Genomic DNA, 20,045 nt, shown 5'->3' with positions numbered 1-20,045 from the left:
ATCCCGTCTAGTTCTGGGCAGCTGGGTCGTGGGTCAGTGTAGGCCGGTTCTTCTGGACGGGTGGATAGTCGGTCACGAACAGCACATCGATGTGAACGTTGGGATACATGCGCTGGAACTGCTCGATTGTCGGCGTGCACGAGTCGCAAGGAGTCTGCTCCGAAAACAGCGTCATTCGTCCGGATACCGGATTCGTGCGGTCGGCACCGAGCGGGTACAGCTGCTGCAACTTCTTGAACAGATGCTCCAGCATGTTGTTCTCGGCGTCGTTGCTTCGAATCAGGCTGGGCGGCAAATTCGGTATGACGCTGTTATTCGCGGCGGGCGGTGCAATTTCTGGAACTTGTGCCCGCTTGGCTTGCGGGATGCTGCGGCCGGCATCCTCGGCACCGCTGAATCCCACGAACTCACCCGATAGTTTTCCGATCTCGAACGCGACCGCGCCGCCCATTCTCTTCCACCCGATGACCGCGGCTTTCCGGGCCAGGATGTGCAGCTGTTGCAGCGGCGCGAGAGCGGGGTCATCGACAGCGACCTTTTGCACGTGTGGTGTGGCGGGGTCGTTCATCGTGTCCCAGCCGGGCTCTTCGAGCGATTCCCACGGCTGGTTCGGATCCGCCTGGTGGACAGTCGGTTCGGGGGTTGTGCCATCGGGCCGGGTGGGTTCGAAGGTGTGCCAGTCCCCGTTGTCGCGGACGACAGCGGGGGAGTCGGGCTGGTTGCGGACGCCGACTATGTCGGTGGGAGCTGTCACCGGGCTGTTCAGCGCGTTGGCGAGCTGCTGGGCGATCGCGACGCCGTCGCAGGACACCAGGCGGATTTCCCTGCCCTCCACGAACCCGGGGTGCTGGCGGACGAGGTCGGCGATCTGGTCGAGGGTGAGGCGGTTGCCATTGCCGTCGCTGGGATTGCCATCGCGATCGCTGTGCACGATGACGTCGAGTGCGCCTTCGTTGCGCAGGTTCTGGGCTACCCGCGCAGTGCCGGGATCGCCGCCGATGGCGACGGCGTCGGGGGTGTACTGAACGGGGGGACCGGCGGCGACAGGCGCGTCGAGGTCCGGTTGTGGACCGGGATCCGGTTCGGGCACAGGCTGTTCCGAGTCGCGGACGGCGTCGGCGGCGAGCTGGTCCAGCACGGCCTGCCGGTGCTCGTCGGCGGCGCGGAAGTCCGCGGCCGGATCGAACGAGGTGACCGGGAAGGCCGGCCGATTCAGGTCGCTGTCGCCGTCGGAACGCCCGCCGAACGGTATGAACCGGCGCAGGCCCGTCTTCGGCTCGCCCGCCGGCTCGCCCTGCAGGATGTCGCCGATGCGGTCCGCCAGGCGTTGATAGTCCGTGTCGTTCAGACCACTGAACTGCGCCACCGCGTCGGACCCGAGGTCGGCCCCGGTCGGTGGCGCGACCCGCCAGGTCACGCCGTCGGATTGCAACCACACCGTCAGCGGCAAGCCGTCGAGCGGGACAGCGGCTTGCACGAACTGGGGGTAGGCGCGCTGCTGGGTGCCTGCCGAACCGATGGGCGGCAGGGCGATCTGCCGCGTGAACAGCTGGTGCGCGACATGGGCCGGATGGGTGTCGCCTAGCGACGGATCCGCCCGCGCCATCAGGAATCCGCGCTGGACGAAGTCGAGGCGAGGGGCGGCGCGGCCGTGCGCGTCCAGTTCCAGCGGGGTGGAGCCCGCGCCGAGTTGCCCCAGCCAGGCGGTGAAGCCGAGTTGCGTGTGGCCGCCCGCTCGCAATCGCACGTAGTGGTCGAGCATGGCCCCGACCGCCTCGGCCCATTTCGGCTGCCGCGCGGGCCCTTCAGCCTCCGCGGCATCGACATGGTTGTAGTACCACAGGTCGCCGCCGACGCTCGGGTTGGCCTGCACGTACTCCAGTCTGCGTTGACCGTTCCAGAGCACGTCGGCGTAGTCCGGATGCGCGGCGGTCAGCGCGTGCAGCGCGTCCAGATGCCCACCCGGCGCGGCGGCGATCACCAAGCGTGGTGGGTAGCCGGGGAATTCGGCCACGTTGGGGGTCAGCCGCACGCCGCCGGGGTCGCTGCGCAGTTCGTCATCGATCCACTTGCGGCCGATGTCCTCGGCGGTGCGAGTGTCCCCGCGCACTGCCTGCGCGGGCGCGGGCTCGGTCTCGGGATCAGTCGTGCCGTCCATCGGCCACGGTTGATAGCCGTGCAGGTTGTCGTGCGCCAAGCGCACCACGTCGAAGGAGGTCTCCGCGGTCTCGAGACCGGCCTTCTTCAGGTATTTGCGCAGCGCTTCCTCACCTGCCGCGCGGGCCTGCTTTTCCGGATCGACAGCAGCCGGATCGGCGGCTCGCGCGGCGGCCTTCTCGGCTTTGGCGAGGGCACGATCATAGGCTTCGGTGTAGGTGCGCTCGGCCGGTCCGACCGGGACGAAGCGGCCCTCCTCCCGGAGCGCGGGTAGTTGTTGGATCTCGTTCGCGTAGCTCGCCGCGCGCCGGTCGATCAGGAGGGCCTCGTCACGCGGGTTTGCCGGCGCTGTGGGCTCGTTGATCGGCTGGACGCCACGCCCGAGGTCCCAATGGGCCCGGAAGTGTGCGGCAGGGTCGCGCCCGTTGACGCTGGGTCCCAGCTCGATCAGCCGGGCCCGGACGGCGCGGACGGCGGCCCGGTGGGCGGCCGCGTTCACCATCGCGTCGGTCAGCGGTGTCCTGATGTCCTGACGCGCCGTGCGCTGTGCCTCGGCGACCGCGTCGAAGTACAGCTGGGCCAACGGAGTCGCGTCCGCCGGGGCGTCGTACACACCCACCAGGAGCAGCCGCAGCCGTTGCATCTCGTAGCTGCGCGCGAGCGCCTCCGCGGTGCGGTCCAGCATCGTCGCGACGTATTCGTCACGGAACATTGTCAATCGGTCCAGGGGCCCGTCGGGCATCCCCAGGGCATCGGCCATGGTCGCGGCGTAGGTCAGCGCTCCGACCTGGGAGATGACCTCCGCGTGCAGGTCGAGAACCAGGCTGTTCGAGTCGATGTCGTAGCCGATATCCCGCCCGCCGCTGAAGCTGACTCGCACTTCGCGGGCGGCCAGCGTGTCCCGGGTCCAGTCCGCGACCGCCACCGCGTCCTGGGCCCAGTCCCGGGGCCCTATCCCGTCCCGTTCGGAATCGGCCTCGAACCGGGCCCAGATCTGGTTCAGGGCGGCCGCGGCGTCGTGGGCCAGCGGTGGCTGCTGCGCCAGAACCTGTGCTTCGGTGAGCATCCCGACCGTCTCGCCCACCGGTACGCCCAGCCCCGTGCGTGTCCGTTCGGAGTTCCACGCCTGCCACAGGTTCGACTGCTCTTGACGCACCCGGACCACGCCCGAATCATCGACATGCACAGTGACTCTGGTGGCTACCGGATCGCCGCCCAGCCGGTCGAGCAGGGAAACGTCCGAGCCGATGACGGCGTGGGACAGATCGGCGAAATCGCCGCCGACCTCGGCCACCAGGACCTGGTCCGGCGCGCCCGGCAGCAGCGCGACCCGGCTGTCGAGCGGCCGTCCGCCCTCGGCCCGGATCCGCGACTGGACCAGCTCGCGGCCGACGTGGTCGGCGATCCGGTCGGCGGCTGTGGCGATGCGATCGGTGAGTTGCTGGTGCTGGGCGGTCAATTCGGCCAGCGATCGCATCCGGGTGACGGTCTCCGCGCTTGCCTCGTACACGCTGAACCGCTCCAGCAGGCCCTCCACTACGGCGGCGGGGCCGTGGTCGAGCAGGGCACGAACATCGACCGCGCGGATCGGGTCGAACGAGGAGGACACGCTCCTGGCCACCCGGTCCACGTCGGCGAGAACCGCGTCCAGCTGCCGTCGCAGACCGGCGTGCTCCTGCACGAGCCGGGCCAGCGCCCGCGCGGATTCCGGTGTGGCGGGCTGATATTCGCCAGGCTGGAGCGCGTCGACTTCGCCGGCCCGCGCGGGGTCGGCACTCGACGTCTGCTGCGCATCGAACAGGTCCCCGGCCAGCAGCGCGTCGATGCCCGCGTCCCGCCCCAGTGCGCGCAACTGCTCCGGCGTGGCGGCGGCATCGACGCGTAGCCCCGCGGCGACGGCGGCGTCGTAGGCCGTGAGGTATTGCTCGTGCAGGGCACGCGTATAGAGCTGATCGACCAGCGGGCGCCAGCCCAGGCCGGTGTCGACCTGCCCCGCCGCCGACAACTCCCGGGCCAGCTCGGCCTGCCGGCCCAGCGCGGCAGCGTCTGTGCGCAGTTGCGCCGCGGCCTGGTCCGCCGGACTCAGGAACCGGCCCTCGGCCGGGGTCGCGGGCAGCTCACCGGCGCGTATCGCCTCCGCCCGTACCGCGGCGTCGACGACCGCGGCGGCCAGCGCCGCCGGACTGCGATCGCTGATGTCGATCCGCACGTCCATGGTGCGGCCGACGAGCGCGTCGTCGTAGTTGCCGTAGCGCACGGTGGCGCCGGCCTGCCGCAGCAGCGCCTGGGCTTCGCTTCCGGTCTCGGTGCGTCCGAGAATCGCGTCGACCGCACCGGCGGTTCGATCCCGCGGACCGTGCCGGAACAGCGGCTCGGCACCGGGTTCCGCATCGGGCCGCGTATTCATGGTGTCCCAGTCGGAACCGTCGAGGGTGGCCCGCGGCTGGTTCGTCTCCGGTTGGTGGACAGACGGTTCCGGGGTGTCGCCATCGGGTTGGGTCGGCTCGTGGGTGTTCCAGGTCGCGTTGTCCGGGAGCACGGCGGGGGAGTCGGGCCGGTTGCGGATGCCCACTACGTCAGACGGTGCTGTGACCGGCGCGTTGAGTGCGTCGGCCAGTTGCTGGGCGAAGCCGTTCGCGCTGTTGCAGGAGACGAGCCGGACCGGGGTGCCGTCGACATAGCCGGGGCTGTTGCGGATGGCGTCGGCAAGTTGTTGCGGGGTCAGCGGGTTGCCGTTGCCGTCGGTGGGGTTGCCGTGGGCGTCGCCGTGCAGGATGACGTCGAAAGCGCCTTCGTTGCGCAGGTTCTGGAAGACGCGCTGCGTGGCGGGGTCGGTTCCGACGGCTAGTCGATCGGGTGCGTGCTGGGCCGGCAGGTCGGGGGTAGCCGGTGCATCGGGTGTCTCCGGATCGGGGTGACCGGGATCCTGCTGGGACACGAGGTTGTTCGTTCGCTCGTTACCGGCGGGCGGATCCGTAGCCGCCTCGACGATTTCGGGAGTGCGGGAGTCGGCCCAGGGCATGGTCGGAACTTGTTGCGGCCGGTAGGCCAGCGCGGCCGGAGGGTTCTGGTTCTCGTCGAGCCCCCGGGCTTCGAGCCGGAGCAGGACCTCCTCGAGGGCGCGGAGCTGCGCATCACGGCCGGAGATCTCTTCGCGCAGATGCTGCTGGAGCTGGGCCAGCTTCTCCGGGCTCAGACGCTCGTCCGCATCGAGGGCGCCGTCCCGGAAGGCCTCGTAAACCTTCGCCCACCGTGCGTTGTTCCGGCGTTCGAGCTCGGCTGCCAATGCGGCCTCGCGCTTTTCCTCGAGCTCTTTTTTGCGCACGGGATCGGTTTCGGCCTCGATCGCGGGATCGGGCTCGACGTTCAGGCCGAAGGAGGTGAGGTCGACACCCATGATCCGGGCCCAATCCGAGCTGGGCGTGGGGCGCGTGCCATCCGGAGCGGGAATATCAGGTATCCCGCGCTGCAAGAACTGGTCGGTGAATTCGCGGATGTCACCGATCAACTCCCGCAGGAAGGCGACAGCCTGCTTATGTACCGGGAGCTGGACGCCGGCCACCCGCGGATCCACCGCTTTGTCGCCGTGCCGCACCGGATCGAATTTGTCCAGCTTCGCCAGGGTTTCGGCGAACTCGGTCAGCGCGGCGATCAGTTCGGCACGTTCGTCGGGGCGATGGGCCATATTCGCGATCGCGGCCCGCAACTTCTTCGGATCGATACCCTCGAAATCGGGCAGGTACCTGATTTCGTCGGCGTACTTGATCAGAGCCAGTTCTTCGGGCTTGATGCCGAGGCGGCGGGCCAACCGGGCCTCGTCACCGGCGTACTTCTTCGGGAGCAGATCCACCGGCTTGGCCGGGTCGGCACTGAGACGACGTGCCAGCCGATCCCGCGCGGCGTCAACCGCTTTGGCCACTGCGGGATCGACCTTGGCATCGATGGCACGGACCGCCGCCGCGTAATTGACCAGCGCTTCGGCCTTCTGGAGCGCATCACCGATTTTCGGATCGGCCATCGCCGCGGCGAGCCGGTCCGGCGTCAGCTGTGCCGGATTGACCTGCAGGAAGTGCGCCACCCGAGCCCGGGTGTTCTGGACCGCGTCGTAGGTCTCGATATCGGCCGTGGTGCGCGCGTAGTCGATGATCGCTTCGATCTGTGCCGCGCGCATCAGGTTCTCGTACCGCAGATTGGCGACCTGCTCACGGGTGACCGGAGAGTTCTGGTCCAGGCCCAAGTCGGAGATCAACCCGTTGCGGGCTTCCGCCAGTTGTTTCGGTGTCAGCGAGTCCAGAGCCTGGTTCCGCTGGCGGTTCTGTTCGGCCTGCTCGGCGGCCGGATCGATCGCGGCCAACGGATCGGGCACGGCTCGCCACTGCTGTCCCTCATCACGCACCACCGTGATCTCGGCATGACGGCCGTCGATGTCGACACTGAGGTGCCGCACCTGCGGCGTCCCCGCCGGCGCGATCCGGATCGACCCTTCCCGATCCACCGCCACGGTGCGACGATCCACCTGGATCTTGTCGTCATTGACCGGCGGCACCAGCTCAGGACGTTCGGTCAGCAGCCGCGCTACCACCGCGTCATGCCCCGAATCGGCATCGAGCACGATCATCCGCATCGGCCGGCCCGGCTCGCCGGGCACCAGGCCGATCTCGGGGGTGAGCATCGTTCCGCCCTGGGCGATGACCCACCCCGCGCCCGCAGCGGCGGCCAGCTTGTTCGACAGCTCCTTGATTCCGCTTTCGACGTCGGTGAATTGCTCTGCGACCGAACGGAAGTCGTTCATCGTTTCGATATGCTGGAGCAAGCCCGCGAACTGCTCACCGAGTGTCCCCCGCAAGGTGGGGGCGTCCAGCGCGTCGAGATCCACACCGAGCTGCTGTGCCCATCCACCGAGCTCGTCCAGGAGCTGGGCGCGGCGCAGCGCATTGTCCAGATACGGCAAGAGACCGTGGTCACGACCAGGCGCCGGTTGCAGGTCGATATTGCTCCAAGCCGGGCCCGGCTCACCCCCGTTGTTGACGGGCTCCCAGTCGAGCGAGCCCAGTTCGCCACCGTTGGCCAGGATCACCTCTTTGAGGAACCGCCCCAGTGGATCGTTATCGAGGATGTTGATCTCGTCGCGGTACGGGACCCACGCGTTGTCGATGTTGAACCGACCGGCCGCACCGGCGATCCCGAGCAACGAACCGAGCCGCCGCGCCTGCATGTACTCCAGGTCCGCCAGCGCACCCGCCAGTGCCTCGGAGGTCAGGTCGGCGGGCAGGTCTACTTCCAGATCAATGGCCATCTCGACAAGCCGCTGCTTCAGCGCGTCCCGCTCGGCCTGCGCCCGATCCAGGTCCTGCAACCACGCCTCCACCTCCTGGGTGGTGTGCGGCAACTGCTCGCCGACCGGCGGCGCCGGCTCCGGCTCGGCTTGTGTCAAGGCGCGCTGCTCGGCCGCCTCCTGGGCGGCCAGGTGCGCCTTGTAATCCTCGAGGCTGAATCCCCATTCCCGCTGGAACAGCTCCGGATCGGCCTCATCGATCTCAGGCCGGTACTCCCGACCGTCCCGGGTGCGCGCCCGCGGAACATCGGCACTCGCATCGCGCGTCCGGTTGGTGAACCGATTCAGGAACGGAAGCAGCTCGGGGCGCCTGACCATGGTCACGCCCTGATTGATCTGACCGGCGCTGGGGATGCCACCCAGGTCGGCCCCGGTGACGGCGCTGATGCCGTCGAGCGCCTCTTTGTGGCCACCGATCCCGTGTCCCATGGGATAGGACGGCTTTTGCCCGGCGTATCCGCTCCGGAACCGGTTCAGCACTCTCTTGACCAACCCCGGCTTCGGTTCCTCGCCAGGAGGCAATGCCGGGCGGTCGGGTATCGCGGGGGCGGCGAGTCGATCACGCGACACCACTCGCCACCCGTTGTCCGCATCGGGGACCAGTCGCACCGGCACCCGTTCGCCGTCCACGTTGGCGTAGCGCAGGACACCGGGTTCCGCGCCGCGTGGCTGACGAAGCACCTGCACGACGTCGGCGAGGTCGGCGACATCATTGGCCGCACGCAGGACCGCCGCACGTTGTTCGGCCAGCACTCGCGCCGGATCGGCGTTCAGCGCGGCGGGACTCACACCCAACCGGCGGGCCCAAGTGTCCCGGGTGGCCGCGATCTGCGCACGCGCCGCCGGATCTGTCGAAGCCAGGTGGCGTCCGACAGCAGCAGCGAGCACCTCGACTGCACCGGCGCGCAACAGGTTCCGCATCCGGAGATCCGCGATGGTGGCGGGAAGGTTGCGGTGGTTCAGATCGGTATCGGTGCGGCCGAACTGGTTGGCGAGTTCGTTGCGCACCTGGGCGGCCGAGGCTACCCGGGGCACCACGTCGTTGTTAGTCGTGCTCGCGGGCGCCACCTCCGCGGGCTTCCCCGGCGCGATCTCCGGCGTGGGATTCGGCGTGGGATTCGGCGCGGGCAGCTGCCCTCTCGCGGCCGGCTCGGCCTCGATCTCCGCCCGCCGGATCGCGGCCAGCTCGGCCTCGATCTCCGCCCGCCGGGTCGGATCCGCTTCGTTCCGCCAGTATTGCTCGGGGCCGTACAGCTTTTCGATGTCGACGGGATCGGTGAAGTCTTTCGGCTGCAGGGTGCGCGTGGGGTCCACGCTGTCCGGGCCGGCGAAAATGTCGCGGACGGCCGCGACTTCGGCCAGCTCCTGCAGCGCGCCGATCGGGTCGGGATGATTGCCCAGCAGGCCATCCAGACCCAGCAGCGCATCCAGGCGCTGCGCGTGCGCCCGATCGGCGTCGGTCACCACCGGTGGGTTCTGTGGGTCGACATAGTTCGGCGTATTGAGGAATTCGCGGATCGCCGCCAGCGGATCCTGCCATGGGGAGGCAGGATCCTGCCGCTGTGGCCGACCGGGGACGGCCTCCGAATCAGGCTGTGCACCATCGGTATCCGGCTGTAAGACGTCGACTTCGTTTTGCACCCGCGCCAGTTGACTGTCCGGGGGCGGTACGGCGGCTTCGGATTCCGGCGATGTCGCGGGCAGCCCGTTGGTGTCCGGCCGGTCGAGCCCGTCGAACCGGTCCGCCATCTCCCGGCGGGTCTGGTCGAGCTGATCCATCAGGCGCTGATGCTCTTCGCGCGCGGCGGCCTCGTTGCGATCGAAGGCCGCGTTCATTTCCGCGAGCTCGCGCTGCAGAGCTGTTTCCACCCGCGGCTCGGGGACGGTCGGATCGTTGGGGGAGACTGCGGCTTCCGCCGCTGCGAGTGGGGTGCCGAGATCTTGCCGGGCTTGCTGGAGCTGGTCCATCAGGCGCTGATGCTGTTCGCGTGCGGCCGTCTCGTTGCGGTCGAAGGCGTCGTTCATCGCGGCCAGCTCACGCTGTAGCGCGTCCTCGATGCGCGACCTGGGATCGGTCGAACCTGGTTGCGGCAGCGCATGTTCGGCGACCACGGGTGGCCGCTGGAGGCTTTGGATGGCTTGGTCCAGCTGGTTCAACACGCGCTGGTGCTGTTCGCGTGCGTCGGCTTCGTTGCGGTCGAACGTTTCGTGCATCGCTGCCAGTTCGCGCTGCAACGCTGCTTCTATCCGCGCGGCCGGGTCGGCCGAATCCGGCGTTTCGATGGGGGCCAGCGGTGTGCCGAGCTCTTGGCGGGCCTGCTGGATCCGGTCCATGGCGCGCTGGTGCTGTTCGCGTGCGGCCGTTTCGTTGCGGTCGAACGTCTCGTTCATTGCCGCTAGCTCGCGTTGTAGTGCTGCCTCGATGCGGGAGAGCGGGTCTTGGTTCGGGCTGTCCATCTGGTCCCAGTCAGGGGCGTCGATGGTTTCCCGGGTTTGGTTGGTATCTGGTTGGTGGACAACAGGGTTGGGTGTGTTGCCGTCGGCCTGTGTGGGTTGGTGGGTGTTCCAGGTGGCGTCGCCGGGCAGGATCGCGGGGGAGTCGGGGCGGTTGCGGACGCCGACGACGTCGGTCGGTGCGGTGACGGGTGCGCCCAGTGCGTTGGCGAGTTGTTGGGCGATGGTGGCGCTGTTGCAGGCGACCAGACGTACGGGGTCGCCTTGGTTGTAGCCGGGGCTGTTTTGGATGGCTTCGGCGAGTTGGTCGATGTCGACACGGTTGCCGTTGCCGTCGGTGGGGTTGCCGTCGGCGTCGCCGTGCAGGATGACGTCGAAAGCGCCCTCGTTGCGCAGGTTTTGGAAGACGCGTTGGGTGGCGGGGTCGGTGCCGATGGCCAGTCGGTCGGGTGCGTGCTGGACCGGCAGATCCGGGGTTGCCGGCAGGTCGGGTGTGTTCGGGTCGGCCTGCTGGACCGCATCCTGGTCGGCCGCGGCGGGATCTGTTTCGGGCCGCCCGTTTTCGGGCGTGTGGGGCGCACCCGGGTCCGGTTGCGGGCCCGACGGAAGCGTGGACGCATCGCCACCGTCGAGTGGGGGTTCGAGGCGGCGCGCGACCTCATCGAGCGCGCGGAGGTTCGCGTCGCGGTCGGCGACCTCGCCGCGGAGCCGTTGCTGGAGTTCGGCCAGTTGGTCCGGGCTCAGGCGTTCGTCCTGTTCGAGCTTGCCGTCGCGGTAGACCTCGTAGACCGCTGCCCACCGCGCGTTGTTCTTCGCGGAGATCTCGGCCTGCGCATCCGCGGCGAGCCCGGCTTCGGCGAGTTTCCTGGCGGCGGCGACGGATTCGGCGTTGGCACCGGGCTCAGCTTCGGCCTCGGCCACCGCTTTGGCGATGGCGTCGGCGTTGGCCTTGGTGTCGGCTTCGGTGTCGACCCGGCCCACGGGAGTGGTGTCGACGCCCATGATCCGGTTGAAGTCACTGCTGGGCCGGGGGCGTTCGCTGTTCGGGTCGGGGAGGGCGGGCAGGCCGTGTTGCATGAACAGGTCGGTGAGTTGGCGGACGTCACCGATCAAGTTCCGCAGATAATCGACAGCCCGCTCGTGCACGGGGAACTCTTTGCCGGCGACCCGCGGATCCAGTGCGTCCGTGCCGTGCTGGACCGGATCGAACATATCCAGCCGCGCCAGCGTCTCGGCGAATTCGGTCAGCGCGGCGATCAGTTCGGCACGCTCGCCGGGACGATTGACCATATTCGCGATCGCGGCCCACAACTTCTTCGGATCGATGGCCTCGGGATCAGGCAGGTATTGCAGATGCTCATCGACGTACCGGTACGAAGCCAGTTCTTCCGGCGTGATGCCGAGCCGGCGGGCCAGCCGATTGTCGTCACCGGTCTGTTTGTACGGGAACAGATCTTCCGGCTCGATCCCGAGCCGGCGGGCCAGCCGATCCCGCGCGGCGTCGACCGCGTCCGAATCGATCCCACGCACCAGATCCGTATACGTGACCAGCGCTTCGACCTGCTGCGCCCGCAAGCCGTTTCGGACCGCCGGATCGGCGAAAGCCTCGGCGAGCCGCTGCGGCGTCAGCTGTGCCGGATCGACCTTCAGGAAGTGCGCCACCCGGTGCCGCGCGTCGGTGAGATCGTTATAGGTTTCGATGTCCCACGCGATGCGCGCGTGATCGATGATGGCCTCGATCTGCGCGGCGCGCACCATGTTCTCGTACCGCAGCTCGGCGATCTGCGCGCGAGTGAGCTGGGTGTCCGGGGCCAAGCCCAGGTCGGCGATCAGTTGGTCGCGCCAGCGCACCAGCTCATCGGTCGGCAGCTCGTCGATTGCCGCATCTCGCCGGCGGTCCTGCTCGGCCTGTTCCGCGGCCGTATCGGTGACCGGTAGCGGATCCGGTACGGCCTGCCAGTGCCCGCCCTCTTCCCGCACCAGCGTGATATCGGCCCGGCGGCCGGTGAGATCGGAACTCATGTGCAGCACCTGTGGCGTGCCACCCTCGGCGACCCGGATCATCCCGTCCGATCCGACGCGCACAACGCGCCGGTCCACCTGGACCGTCTTGTCGTTGACCGCCGCGGCCAGATCGGGATGTTCGGCCAGCGCCTGCGCCAGGACCGTGTTGTGGTCGCCGGCGGCGTCGAGCACGATCAGCCGCATCGGCTGGCCCGGCCCGCCGGGTGCCAGCCCGATTCCGCCGGTGAGCATCGCACCGCCCTGGCTGAGCACCCATTCCGCGCCCGCGATCTCGGCGAGTGCGTGCCGCAACTCCTGCACCTCGCTGTCGGCCCGAACGAATTGCTCTGCCGTCGAGCGGAATTCGTTCATCGCGTCGACATGCGCGAGCAGGCCGGCGAACTGCTCGCCGAGCGTGTCGCGCAAGAGCTGCGGATCCAGCGCCTCGAGATCCACGCCGAGCATCTGTGCCCACACCGAGCGTTCGTCCAGGAGCTGATCGCGGCGCAGCGCGTTGTCCAGGAATGGCCAGAGGCCCTCATCGCGTCCGGGAGGCGCCGCAAGGTCGATGTCGCGCCAAATCGGTCCCGGCTCACCGCCATTGTTGACGGGTTCCCAGTCGAGGGTGCCCGGCTTTCCGCCGAAAGCGATCACCACCTCTTTGAGGAACCGGCCCAGCGGGTCGTTGTCGAGATTACTGATCTGGTCGGTGAACGGGATCCAGGCGTTGTCGACGTTGTACCGGCCGGCCGCACCCGACAACCCGAGCAGCGCGCCGAGCCGCCGCGCCTGCATGTACTCGAGATCGTGCAGCGCGCGCCGTAGTGCCTCGGGGGTCGGATTGTCGGGCAGATCCACATCCAGATCGATGGCCATCTGCCTGAGCTGCCGGGCCAGGTCGTTACGGTCGGCCTGGGCCTGATCCAGTTCTTGCACCCACTCGGCGACCTCCTGGGCGGTCCGCGGCAGCGGCTCGCCGAGCTCCGGCTGCGGTGTGGCGATCGCGGCCGGCTGTGTCGCGCCCTCGACGGGTGGCTGGGTTCCTGGATCCACCGCTGTCTCGGCCGCGCGCTGCGCGGCCAGATGCGCCCGGTAGTCCTCGAGGCTGATCCTGTGCTCACGCTGGAACAGCTCTGGATCGGCCTCGTCGATCCAATACTCGTACTCGCGGCCGTCTCGACTGCGCGGTGCCGGGACATCGGCGCTCGCATCGGGCATTCGGCTCATGAACCGCTTCAGGAATGGCAGCAATTCGCGGCGCCGCCACATGGTTATGTAGTTGCTGACCACCCCGGCGCTGGGGACAGCACCCAGGTCGAGCCCGGTAATGGCGGTGATGCCGTCCATCGCCCGTTCGTGGCCACTGACCTTCTCCTTGTACCCGATGGGATACGCCGGCCTCTGCCCGGTGTAACCGCCCCGGAGCCGATCCCACAGTCGCTGGATCCGGTTCCGCTTCGGTTCGTCCGCCGGAGGCAGCGCCGGACGATCGGTCGACACCGCGGCGGCGGGGAGCCGATCACGCGACTCCACCCGCCAGCGGCCGTCGCCCTCGGGAACCAGCCGCACCGGGACCCGTTCGCCGTTCACATCGACGTACTGCAACGTCGCGGCCTCGCCCTGATCGGCCACCTGCACGACATCGGCGAGGTCCGCGATGTCGTTGGCTTCACGAAGGACCGCCGCGCGCTGTTCGTCGATCACTCGCGCCGGATCGACATCCAGGGCAGCGGGGTCTACGCCCAACCGGCGCGCCCAGGCATCCCGGGTGTTCGCGATCTGCGCCCGCGCTGCCGGATCCGTCGCGGCCTGATGGCGTGCCGCGGCGTCGGCGAGTGCCTCGACGACGCCGGCGCGCACGAGGTTTCGCATCCGGAGATCGGCGACCGTGGCCGGCAGGTTGCGCGGGTTGAGGTCGGTGTCGGTGCGGCCGAACTGGTTGGTGAGTTGTTCGCGGACCTCGGTAACGGAGGCCAGGCGGGGCACCAGATCCTGGCTGGTCGTACTCGCGGGTGCTACCTGTGGCACGGCCGGATCGGTTGCGGGATCCAGTGCGGGAGTCGTTTCCGGGCTCTGCCCGATCTCGGCCAGGTGTGCCTCGATCTCCGCCAGCTGGTCCGGGTTCGCCTCGTTGCGCCAGTACTGCTCGTCGCCATAGATCTGGTCGATGTCGACGGGGTCGGTGAAGTCGCTCGGCTGCAGGGGACGGGTGACATCCGCGCTGTCCGGGCCGGCGAACAGGTCACGGACCGCCGCGACTTCGGCCAGTTCCCGCAGTGCGCCGATCGGGTCGGGATGATTGGCCAGCAGGCCGTCCAGACCCAGCGCCGCGTCGAGGTCTCGGGCATGGGCTCGTTCGGCGTCGGTCACCGTCGGCGGGTTCGCCGCGTCGACAGAGCCCGGTGCGCTGAGGAAGTCGCGAATCGCCTGGAGTGGATCCGGCTGGGTATCGGTGGTGTCCGGCTGCTGGGGCGTGTCGGTCGCGTTCGGCGAATCCGGTTGCGCGGCATCGGGATCGCTCTGCGGATCGTTCGGGTCCGCGACGGCGGCTTCGGACTCCGGTGATTTCACGGGCAGCGCGTTGTCCGGATTCCCCGGCTGCTCTAGCTGGGCGAATCGTTCCGCCATCTCCTGACGGGACTTCTCGAGCTGATCCATCAGTTGCTGGTGTTCTTCGCGCGCAGCGGCTTCAGCAGTGTCGCGCGCCTCGTTCATCGCCGCCAGTTCGCGCTGCAATGCCGTGTCCACCCGCGACTCGGCGACGGGCGTCGCCTGCTGGGACCCGGTGTCTTCGGCGAGGACCGGTGGTCTGTCGAGGCTTTGGATGGCTTGGTCGAGCTGGTCCATCAGGCGCTGGTGCTGTTCGCGTGCGGCTGTTTCGTTGCGGTCGAAGGCGTCGTTCATCGCCGCGAGCTCGCGCTGCAGCGCGTCGTCGATACGCGAGCGCGGATCGGTCGAATCCTGAGAGACCGAGTCTTCGGTGAGCACCGGTGGCCTGTCGAGGCTTTGGATGGCTTGGTCGAGCTGGTCCATCAAGCGCTGGTGCTGTTCGCGTGCGGCAGTTTCGTTGCGGTCGAAGGCGTCGTTCATCGCCGCCAGCTCGCGCTGCACCGCATCCGCGACCCGCGAGGGGGGATCGGTCGAAACATTCTGGGGCACAGTATTTTCAGGAAGGTCCAGCGGACGCTCGAGCTCTTGGCGGGCTTGATCGAGTCGGTCCATCAAGCGCTGATGGTCTGCGCGTGCGGCGGCCTCGTTGCGATCGAAGGCGTTGTTCATCGCCGCTAGCTCGCGCTGCAACGCAGCTTCGATTTGTGATTGTGGATCAGGCGGCGGCGGTTGGTCGTTGTCCGGGCTGTCCATCCGATCCCAGTCGGGGCCGTCGATCGTCTTCGGTGGGACGTTCGTATCCGGCTTGTGGACACTGGGAATCGGCGTTGTGCCGCCGGGCGGCGTGGGCTGGTGGGTGTGCCATGCGGCGTGGCCGGGGAGGATGGCCGGGGAGTCGGGGCGATTGCGGATGCCGACGACATCGGACGGTGCGATCACGGGTGCGCCGAGTGCGTCCGCGAGTTGCTGGGCGAATCCGTTCGCGCTGTTGCAGGATACGAGCCGGACAGCGTCACCGGGGGTGTAGTCGGAGCTGCTGCGAATGGCGGCGGCGACCTGCTCGGGCGTGATGCGGTTGCCGTTGCCGTCGGTGGGGATACCGTCGGGGCCGCCGTGCAGGATGACGTCGAAATTGCCTTCGTTGCGCAGGTTTTGGAGGACCCGGTTCGTGGCGGGGTCGGTGCCGATGGCTAGTCGATCCGGGCCGTGCTGGACGGGGAGGTCGGCGGTCGGGTCCGGGGTGGCCGGTGCCTGCGGCATGTCGGTATCGGTGTCGGCGGCCAATTCGGCTTCCAAACGGGCCGCTTCGACACGAGCCTGGTCCGGGGTGACGCCCCCGAGTGTCTTGAACTCGATCGGGCTCCCGTTGAAGTCCAGGTTGAACTTCGCGATGGTGATCGAGCCGTCCCGCTTGACGTGCACCTTGTGGTACTCGATCTCCAGGGTGCCGTCGGCGAAGGCGCGCAGCAACTGGGCCCGCGCCTCGAGCAGGGCCCGGGCTTCCGGGCTGTTCGGATCGACGCCGCGTGCGGCCATCTCTTGCGGTGTCTCGGTGAGCAGGCGCCCCAGGTTCTCGTCGATATCCGCAGTACGTTGCGCGTAAGGTGCCGAACCCTGTTCCGAGCGGCCGTGATCGGTTTTGGCCGACCCCAATGTGCCACTTTCGCCGCCCTTGGACTCGTCGATGACCAGCCTCGGGGGCGAGTCGTTGGTGCCGGGGACGAACGAGACGACATCGAAGGTGTCATTGCCGTCGATGAAGCCCGGGAACGGGATCATTCGGGTGGCGTCGGGATATTGGCCCGGGTCGACCGAGTGTGTCTTGCCGCCTAGCTCGCCCAGGTCCTTCGATGTCTGTACGACGGTGGGGTTGAGATCGTTGTACTTCTGGGCCGCCACCAGCATGGTGTCGAGCGAATCGAGCAGCCTGCCGGCTTCGGTGGGGGTGATCCGGCCGGCTGCCAGGTCAGCATCGATCTCGTCGGTGCGCTTGTTTCGGACGTTGGTGAGGTCCTTCGGTCCGAGATCGTGCATGTTCTTGATGTTGTGATCGCCGAATTGGGCGGCGGCCGTGGCTCTGTGGGCGGCGCGCGTGGCGTCCTCGGCCTCTGCCCGCGCCACCAGTTGGTCCAGCTGGGCCTGGGCGTCCTGATCCGGCAGCGTGTACGGCTGTTTCGGGCCGAGTTTGGCCTTGTGCTTCACATCCTGGTTGGTGTTCGGATCGGTTGCCCAATCCCCCCGGTTGCTCTCCCATCGATATCCGAATCCCCGGTCGCGGGAGGTGCCCACCTGGTCGTTCTTGTGATGCAAGTCGCCGTTGTGATCGCGATAGGACTCACTGCGGTCACCCTGCATATGCAGGTAGCCGTCTTGCCCGCGGGCCAAGCCGGTTGGAAGGTTCGAGTCGCTCGGCGGGTTGCGCAGGTAGTCCTGTAGTCGCTTCGCCAGCTTCGGGTCGTGCTTGTTGAGCAGTTTACGGACGGTGTCGGCGTGCGCCGGGTCAGTGACACCGATGTGGCGGAGCAAGTCCTTGAGGTCCTGCTGCAGTTGGGGGAGCTGATGCGCGTGCGCGGGCGAGGCGTGCGCTCGGTTGAGCTGGTGCAGCAGCACATTCAGCTCGGCGAAGCGGCCGCCGAGATGCGAGGTCATCTGGGTCGGGCGCTCGGTGGTCGGGTCGGTTTGGATGGTGGGATCGAACGACAGCAGAATCTCGTTCATCTCGTGCGCCAAGGCGCGCGCGATGTCCTCGGGCCGGGCCTGAGGTGAAACGTTGATGTCGAACCCGGTGGCGTTGCGTTGGAAGCTGGCGACGGCGTTGTTCTCGGTGTCGCCGACGCGGATGGTGACGACGTCGCCGTTGGGGAGGGTGAACTGGCGGGTGTCGGCGTCGAACGGCACAGTGTGCGGGGCGATCACCGGGAGAGCGTCCCTGATTTGGGCGCTCAGGTCGCTGTCCTGGATCGGGTTGCCTGCGGGGCGGGCGTCGCCGCGGAAATCGCCGACCGGGCTCGCGGTGCCGCGGTCGGCGCCGACCAGGTCGCGACTGCCAGGGCGGCTCGAGGAGTCGAAGCGGTTGGGGACGCCGGGCCGATTACCTTGCTGCGTCTGCTGATTCGACGAGGAGTCGGTGATCGGCGACATCGGCAGCACGGGCGGAACCTGCTGTAGGTCCGCGTCTTGCTGGGTATTGGTGTCGGTCGACGGAACGGTGAGGCCGGTGGAGGTGGCCTGCACAGGTGCGCCGAGCGGGTTGCCGGTGTTCGGGTCGGTAGCGCCGGCTCGTGGCGCGGCCGGTTGCTGGGTCGGCGGGGTGTTCGGGTTCTGGGTGTTCGGCGTGCTCTGGGTGGTCGGCGCATTCGGGGTTTGAGCACGTGAGGATTCTCCGGTGACCGGACGTGCTTCGGAGACACCAGGATTGGTAGACGTCGTCGACGAGCTGGCCGGTGCGGTGCTTGCCGGATTCGCGGTCGAGGCGGCGACGGGTGCGGCATTCGCGACGGGTCCGGCCGCGACGGTCGGGTTGACCGCCGGTGAACCCGGCTGGGACACAGCGGGGTTCGTGCCATCGGGGCTTGCCGCAAGCGGAGTGCTCCCAGCCGGTGCACTGGTCGCCGGTGAGCCGTTGGGGTTGGTGGTGGAACTTTGCGGATCCCCGACGGAGGCCGGGCTGTTAGGTGAGTTGGTTTGTGCGGGAGCGTCATTCGCGCTGGAAGTGGCGCCGGCCTCGGGGGTGGAGCTGGTAGTGCTCGAGCCCGTGTTCGCCGGACCCGCGCTGGCCGAGTCGGTGTTACCGGTTCCGGAGTTGTTCGAGTTCGTGCTGCCGGCCGGACCTGGGTTGTTCGTGTTCGTGTCGTTCGAGCTGGAACTGCTCGACGTGCTGGTGTTCGACTGGCCGGTATCGGCTGGGGCGTCGATGGTACCCGTGCTGCCGGCGGGGCTGGTGCCGGGCGCGTTGTTGCCGGGGTTCGACGGGTTGTTGCCGGTGTTATCGCTGGTCGATCCAGGATCGGTGCTGGCGGTGGGATCGGTGCCGGCGGGCTGCTGCCCGTCCTGTGTAGCGGTCGGGTCACCGGCGCGAGTGTTCTGCTGTCCCGCACCGGGTTCGCCGGGCTGTTGCTGTTGCTGAGGGTTGTTCGCGGCCGGATCGTTCGCGCCAGGAGCCTGCGGTCCGTCGCCGGGGGCTTGTGGTCCGTCACCGGGAGCTTGCGGTCCGTTACCCGGGGCTTGCGGTCCGTCGCCGGGAGCCTGCGGTCCGTCACCTGGGGCTTGTGGCCCGTTGCCGGGATCCTGCGGCCCGTTGCCGGGATCCTGCGGCCCGTTGCCGGGATCTTGGGGCCCGCTACCGGGATCCTGCGGCCCGAGCCCGGGTGGCCGGGTGCCATCGGGAAGGAGGGGGCTCATCAGGCGGCCGGGTGTGCCGCCGTGTTCGTTGGTGCCCCGGAAACCATGAATGGCGCCGGGACCCGCGCCCGACAACGCGCCACCGGTGAGGCTGCGCGGATCGAAATCCCATTGGTTGTAGATGAGTCCGTTGGCGTAGTAGGCCGCGCCTGCTCCCGCCAAACCGGCGAAACCGCCGTTCAAGGCACCGGCGGCCGCGCCTTTCCAGCGCCCGGCACCCATCGGGAGCACCTTGCCGCCGATGTTGCCCGCCAGGCCGCCGGCGCCGCCCGCGATCGCGGAGATCAGCGCGTTCTGCTTGAGCGCCTCCATGTCGAAGCCGTCGACGTGGCCGTTGGCGTTCTGGATGGCCTGGACAAGCCCTTCCTGAATGGTGCCCTGTGCCGTTTCCTGGGCTGCTTCTTTCAGCGCCGCGTAGGCCATCTTCATCACGATCTTGCCGACCTGCTTGGCCGTGATCTCGCGCAGGTTCCGGACCAGCAGACGCGAGATGACCCGCATAACCGCCTGCATCAGGATTCGGCGCAGGGTCGCGAAGGTAATCCGGCCGACCGCGATGGCAGTGGCGTGAGCGGCGGGCGCGAACGGGCCGGCAAACCATGCCATGGCGAGTTCGGCGATCAGCCAGCCTGCCGCGATGATGAAGTTGAGCTTCGCGGCTTCCAGTTGGTCGCCCATGCCGTCGGCGGAGTCGCCGAGCGCGATCATGTTGTCGGCGAACTCTTCCAGCGTGCCGTTCTTGTCGCCGGCCTTGCCGGTACCGTCGCGCAGCGGTTTGATCCATTCCAGGATCTTCTCGCCGCCGCTGCCTTCGGGATAGGCCTTGCTGAGCCCATCGATGATCCCGTCCAGATCGGGGATCATGGTTTTGATGTCGCCGCCGATTGCCTTGAGCTCTTCGGCCATGTCCCACATGGCGTCTTCGTCGCCCCGTGGCCAGTCCGCGCCGACCAGCCATTCGACGGGTTCGGCCCATTCCGGAAGGTACATTCCCACGGTGGACCTCAGTCCTGGAGTTCGGAAGGCGCCGAAAAGAGCCTGTGCTGTCTAGGAGCACACTTCCGCTGTGGTGCTTGACCTCCCA

The 20,045-nt window shown here is 68.2% G+C and carries 1 protein-coding gene; it reads right to left on the bottom strand.

Going from position 1 to position 20,045, the window contains the following annotated elements; genetic code table 11:
* Positions 1–7 precede the first annotated feature (7 nt).
* Entirely contained in the window at positions 8–19,951 is a 19,944-nt protein-coding gene (locus tag AB0H76_RS37190) for a deaminase domain-containing protein (RefSeq protein ID WP_357332232.1), read from the bottom strand.
* Positions 19,952–20,045 lie beyond the last annotated feature (94 nt).

Source organism: Nocardia sp. NPDC050712 (assembly GCF_040654295.1).
In the GTDB taxonomy this organism is placed as follows: Bacteria; Actinomycetota; Actinomycetes; order Mycobacteriales; family Mycobacteriaceae; genus Nocardia.
Note: the sequence above shows the minus strand (reverse complement) of the source record. Positions and strands in the feature narration are given on the sequence as shown.

Bases quoted from the DNA above. Each gene is read 5' to 3' on its own strand.
- AB0H76_RS37190 (WP_357332232.1), bottom strand. From the start codon at position 19,951: ATGTACCTTCCGGAATGGGCCGAACCCGTCGAATGGCTGGTCGGCGCG.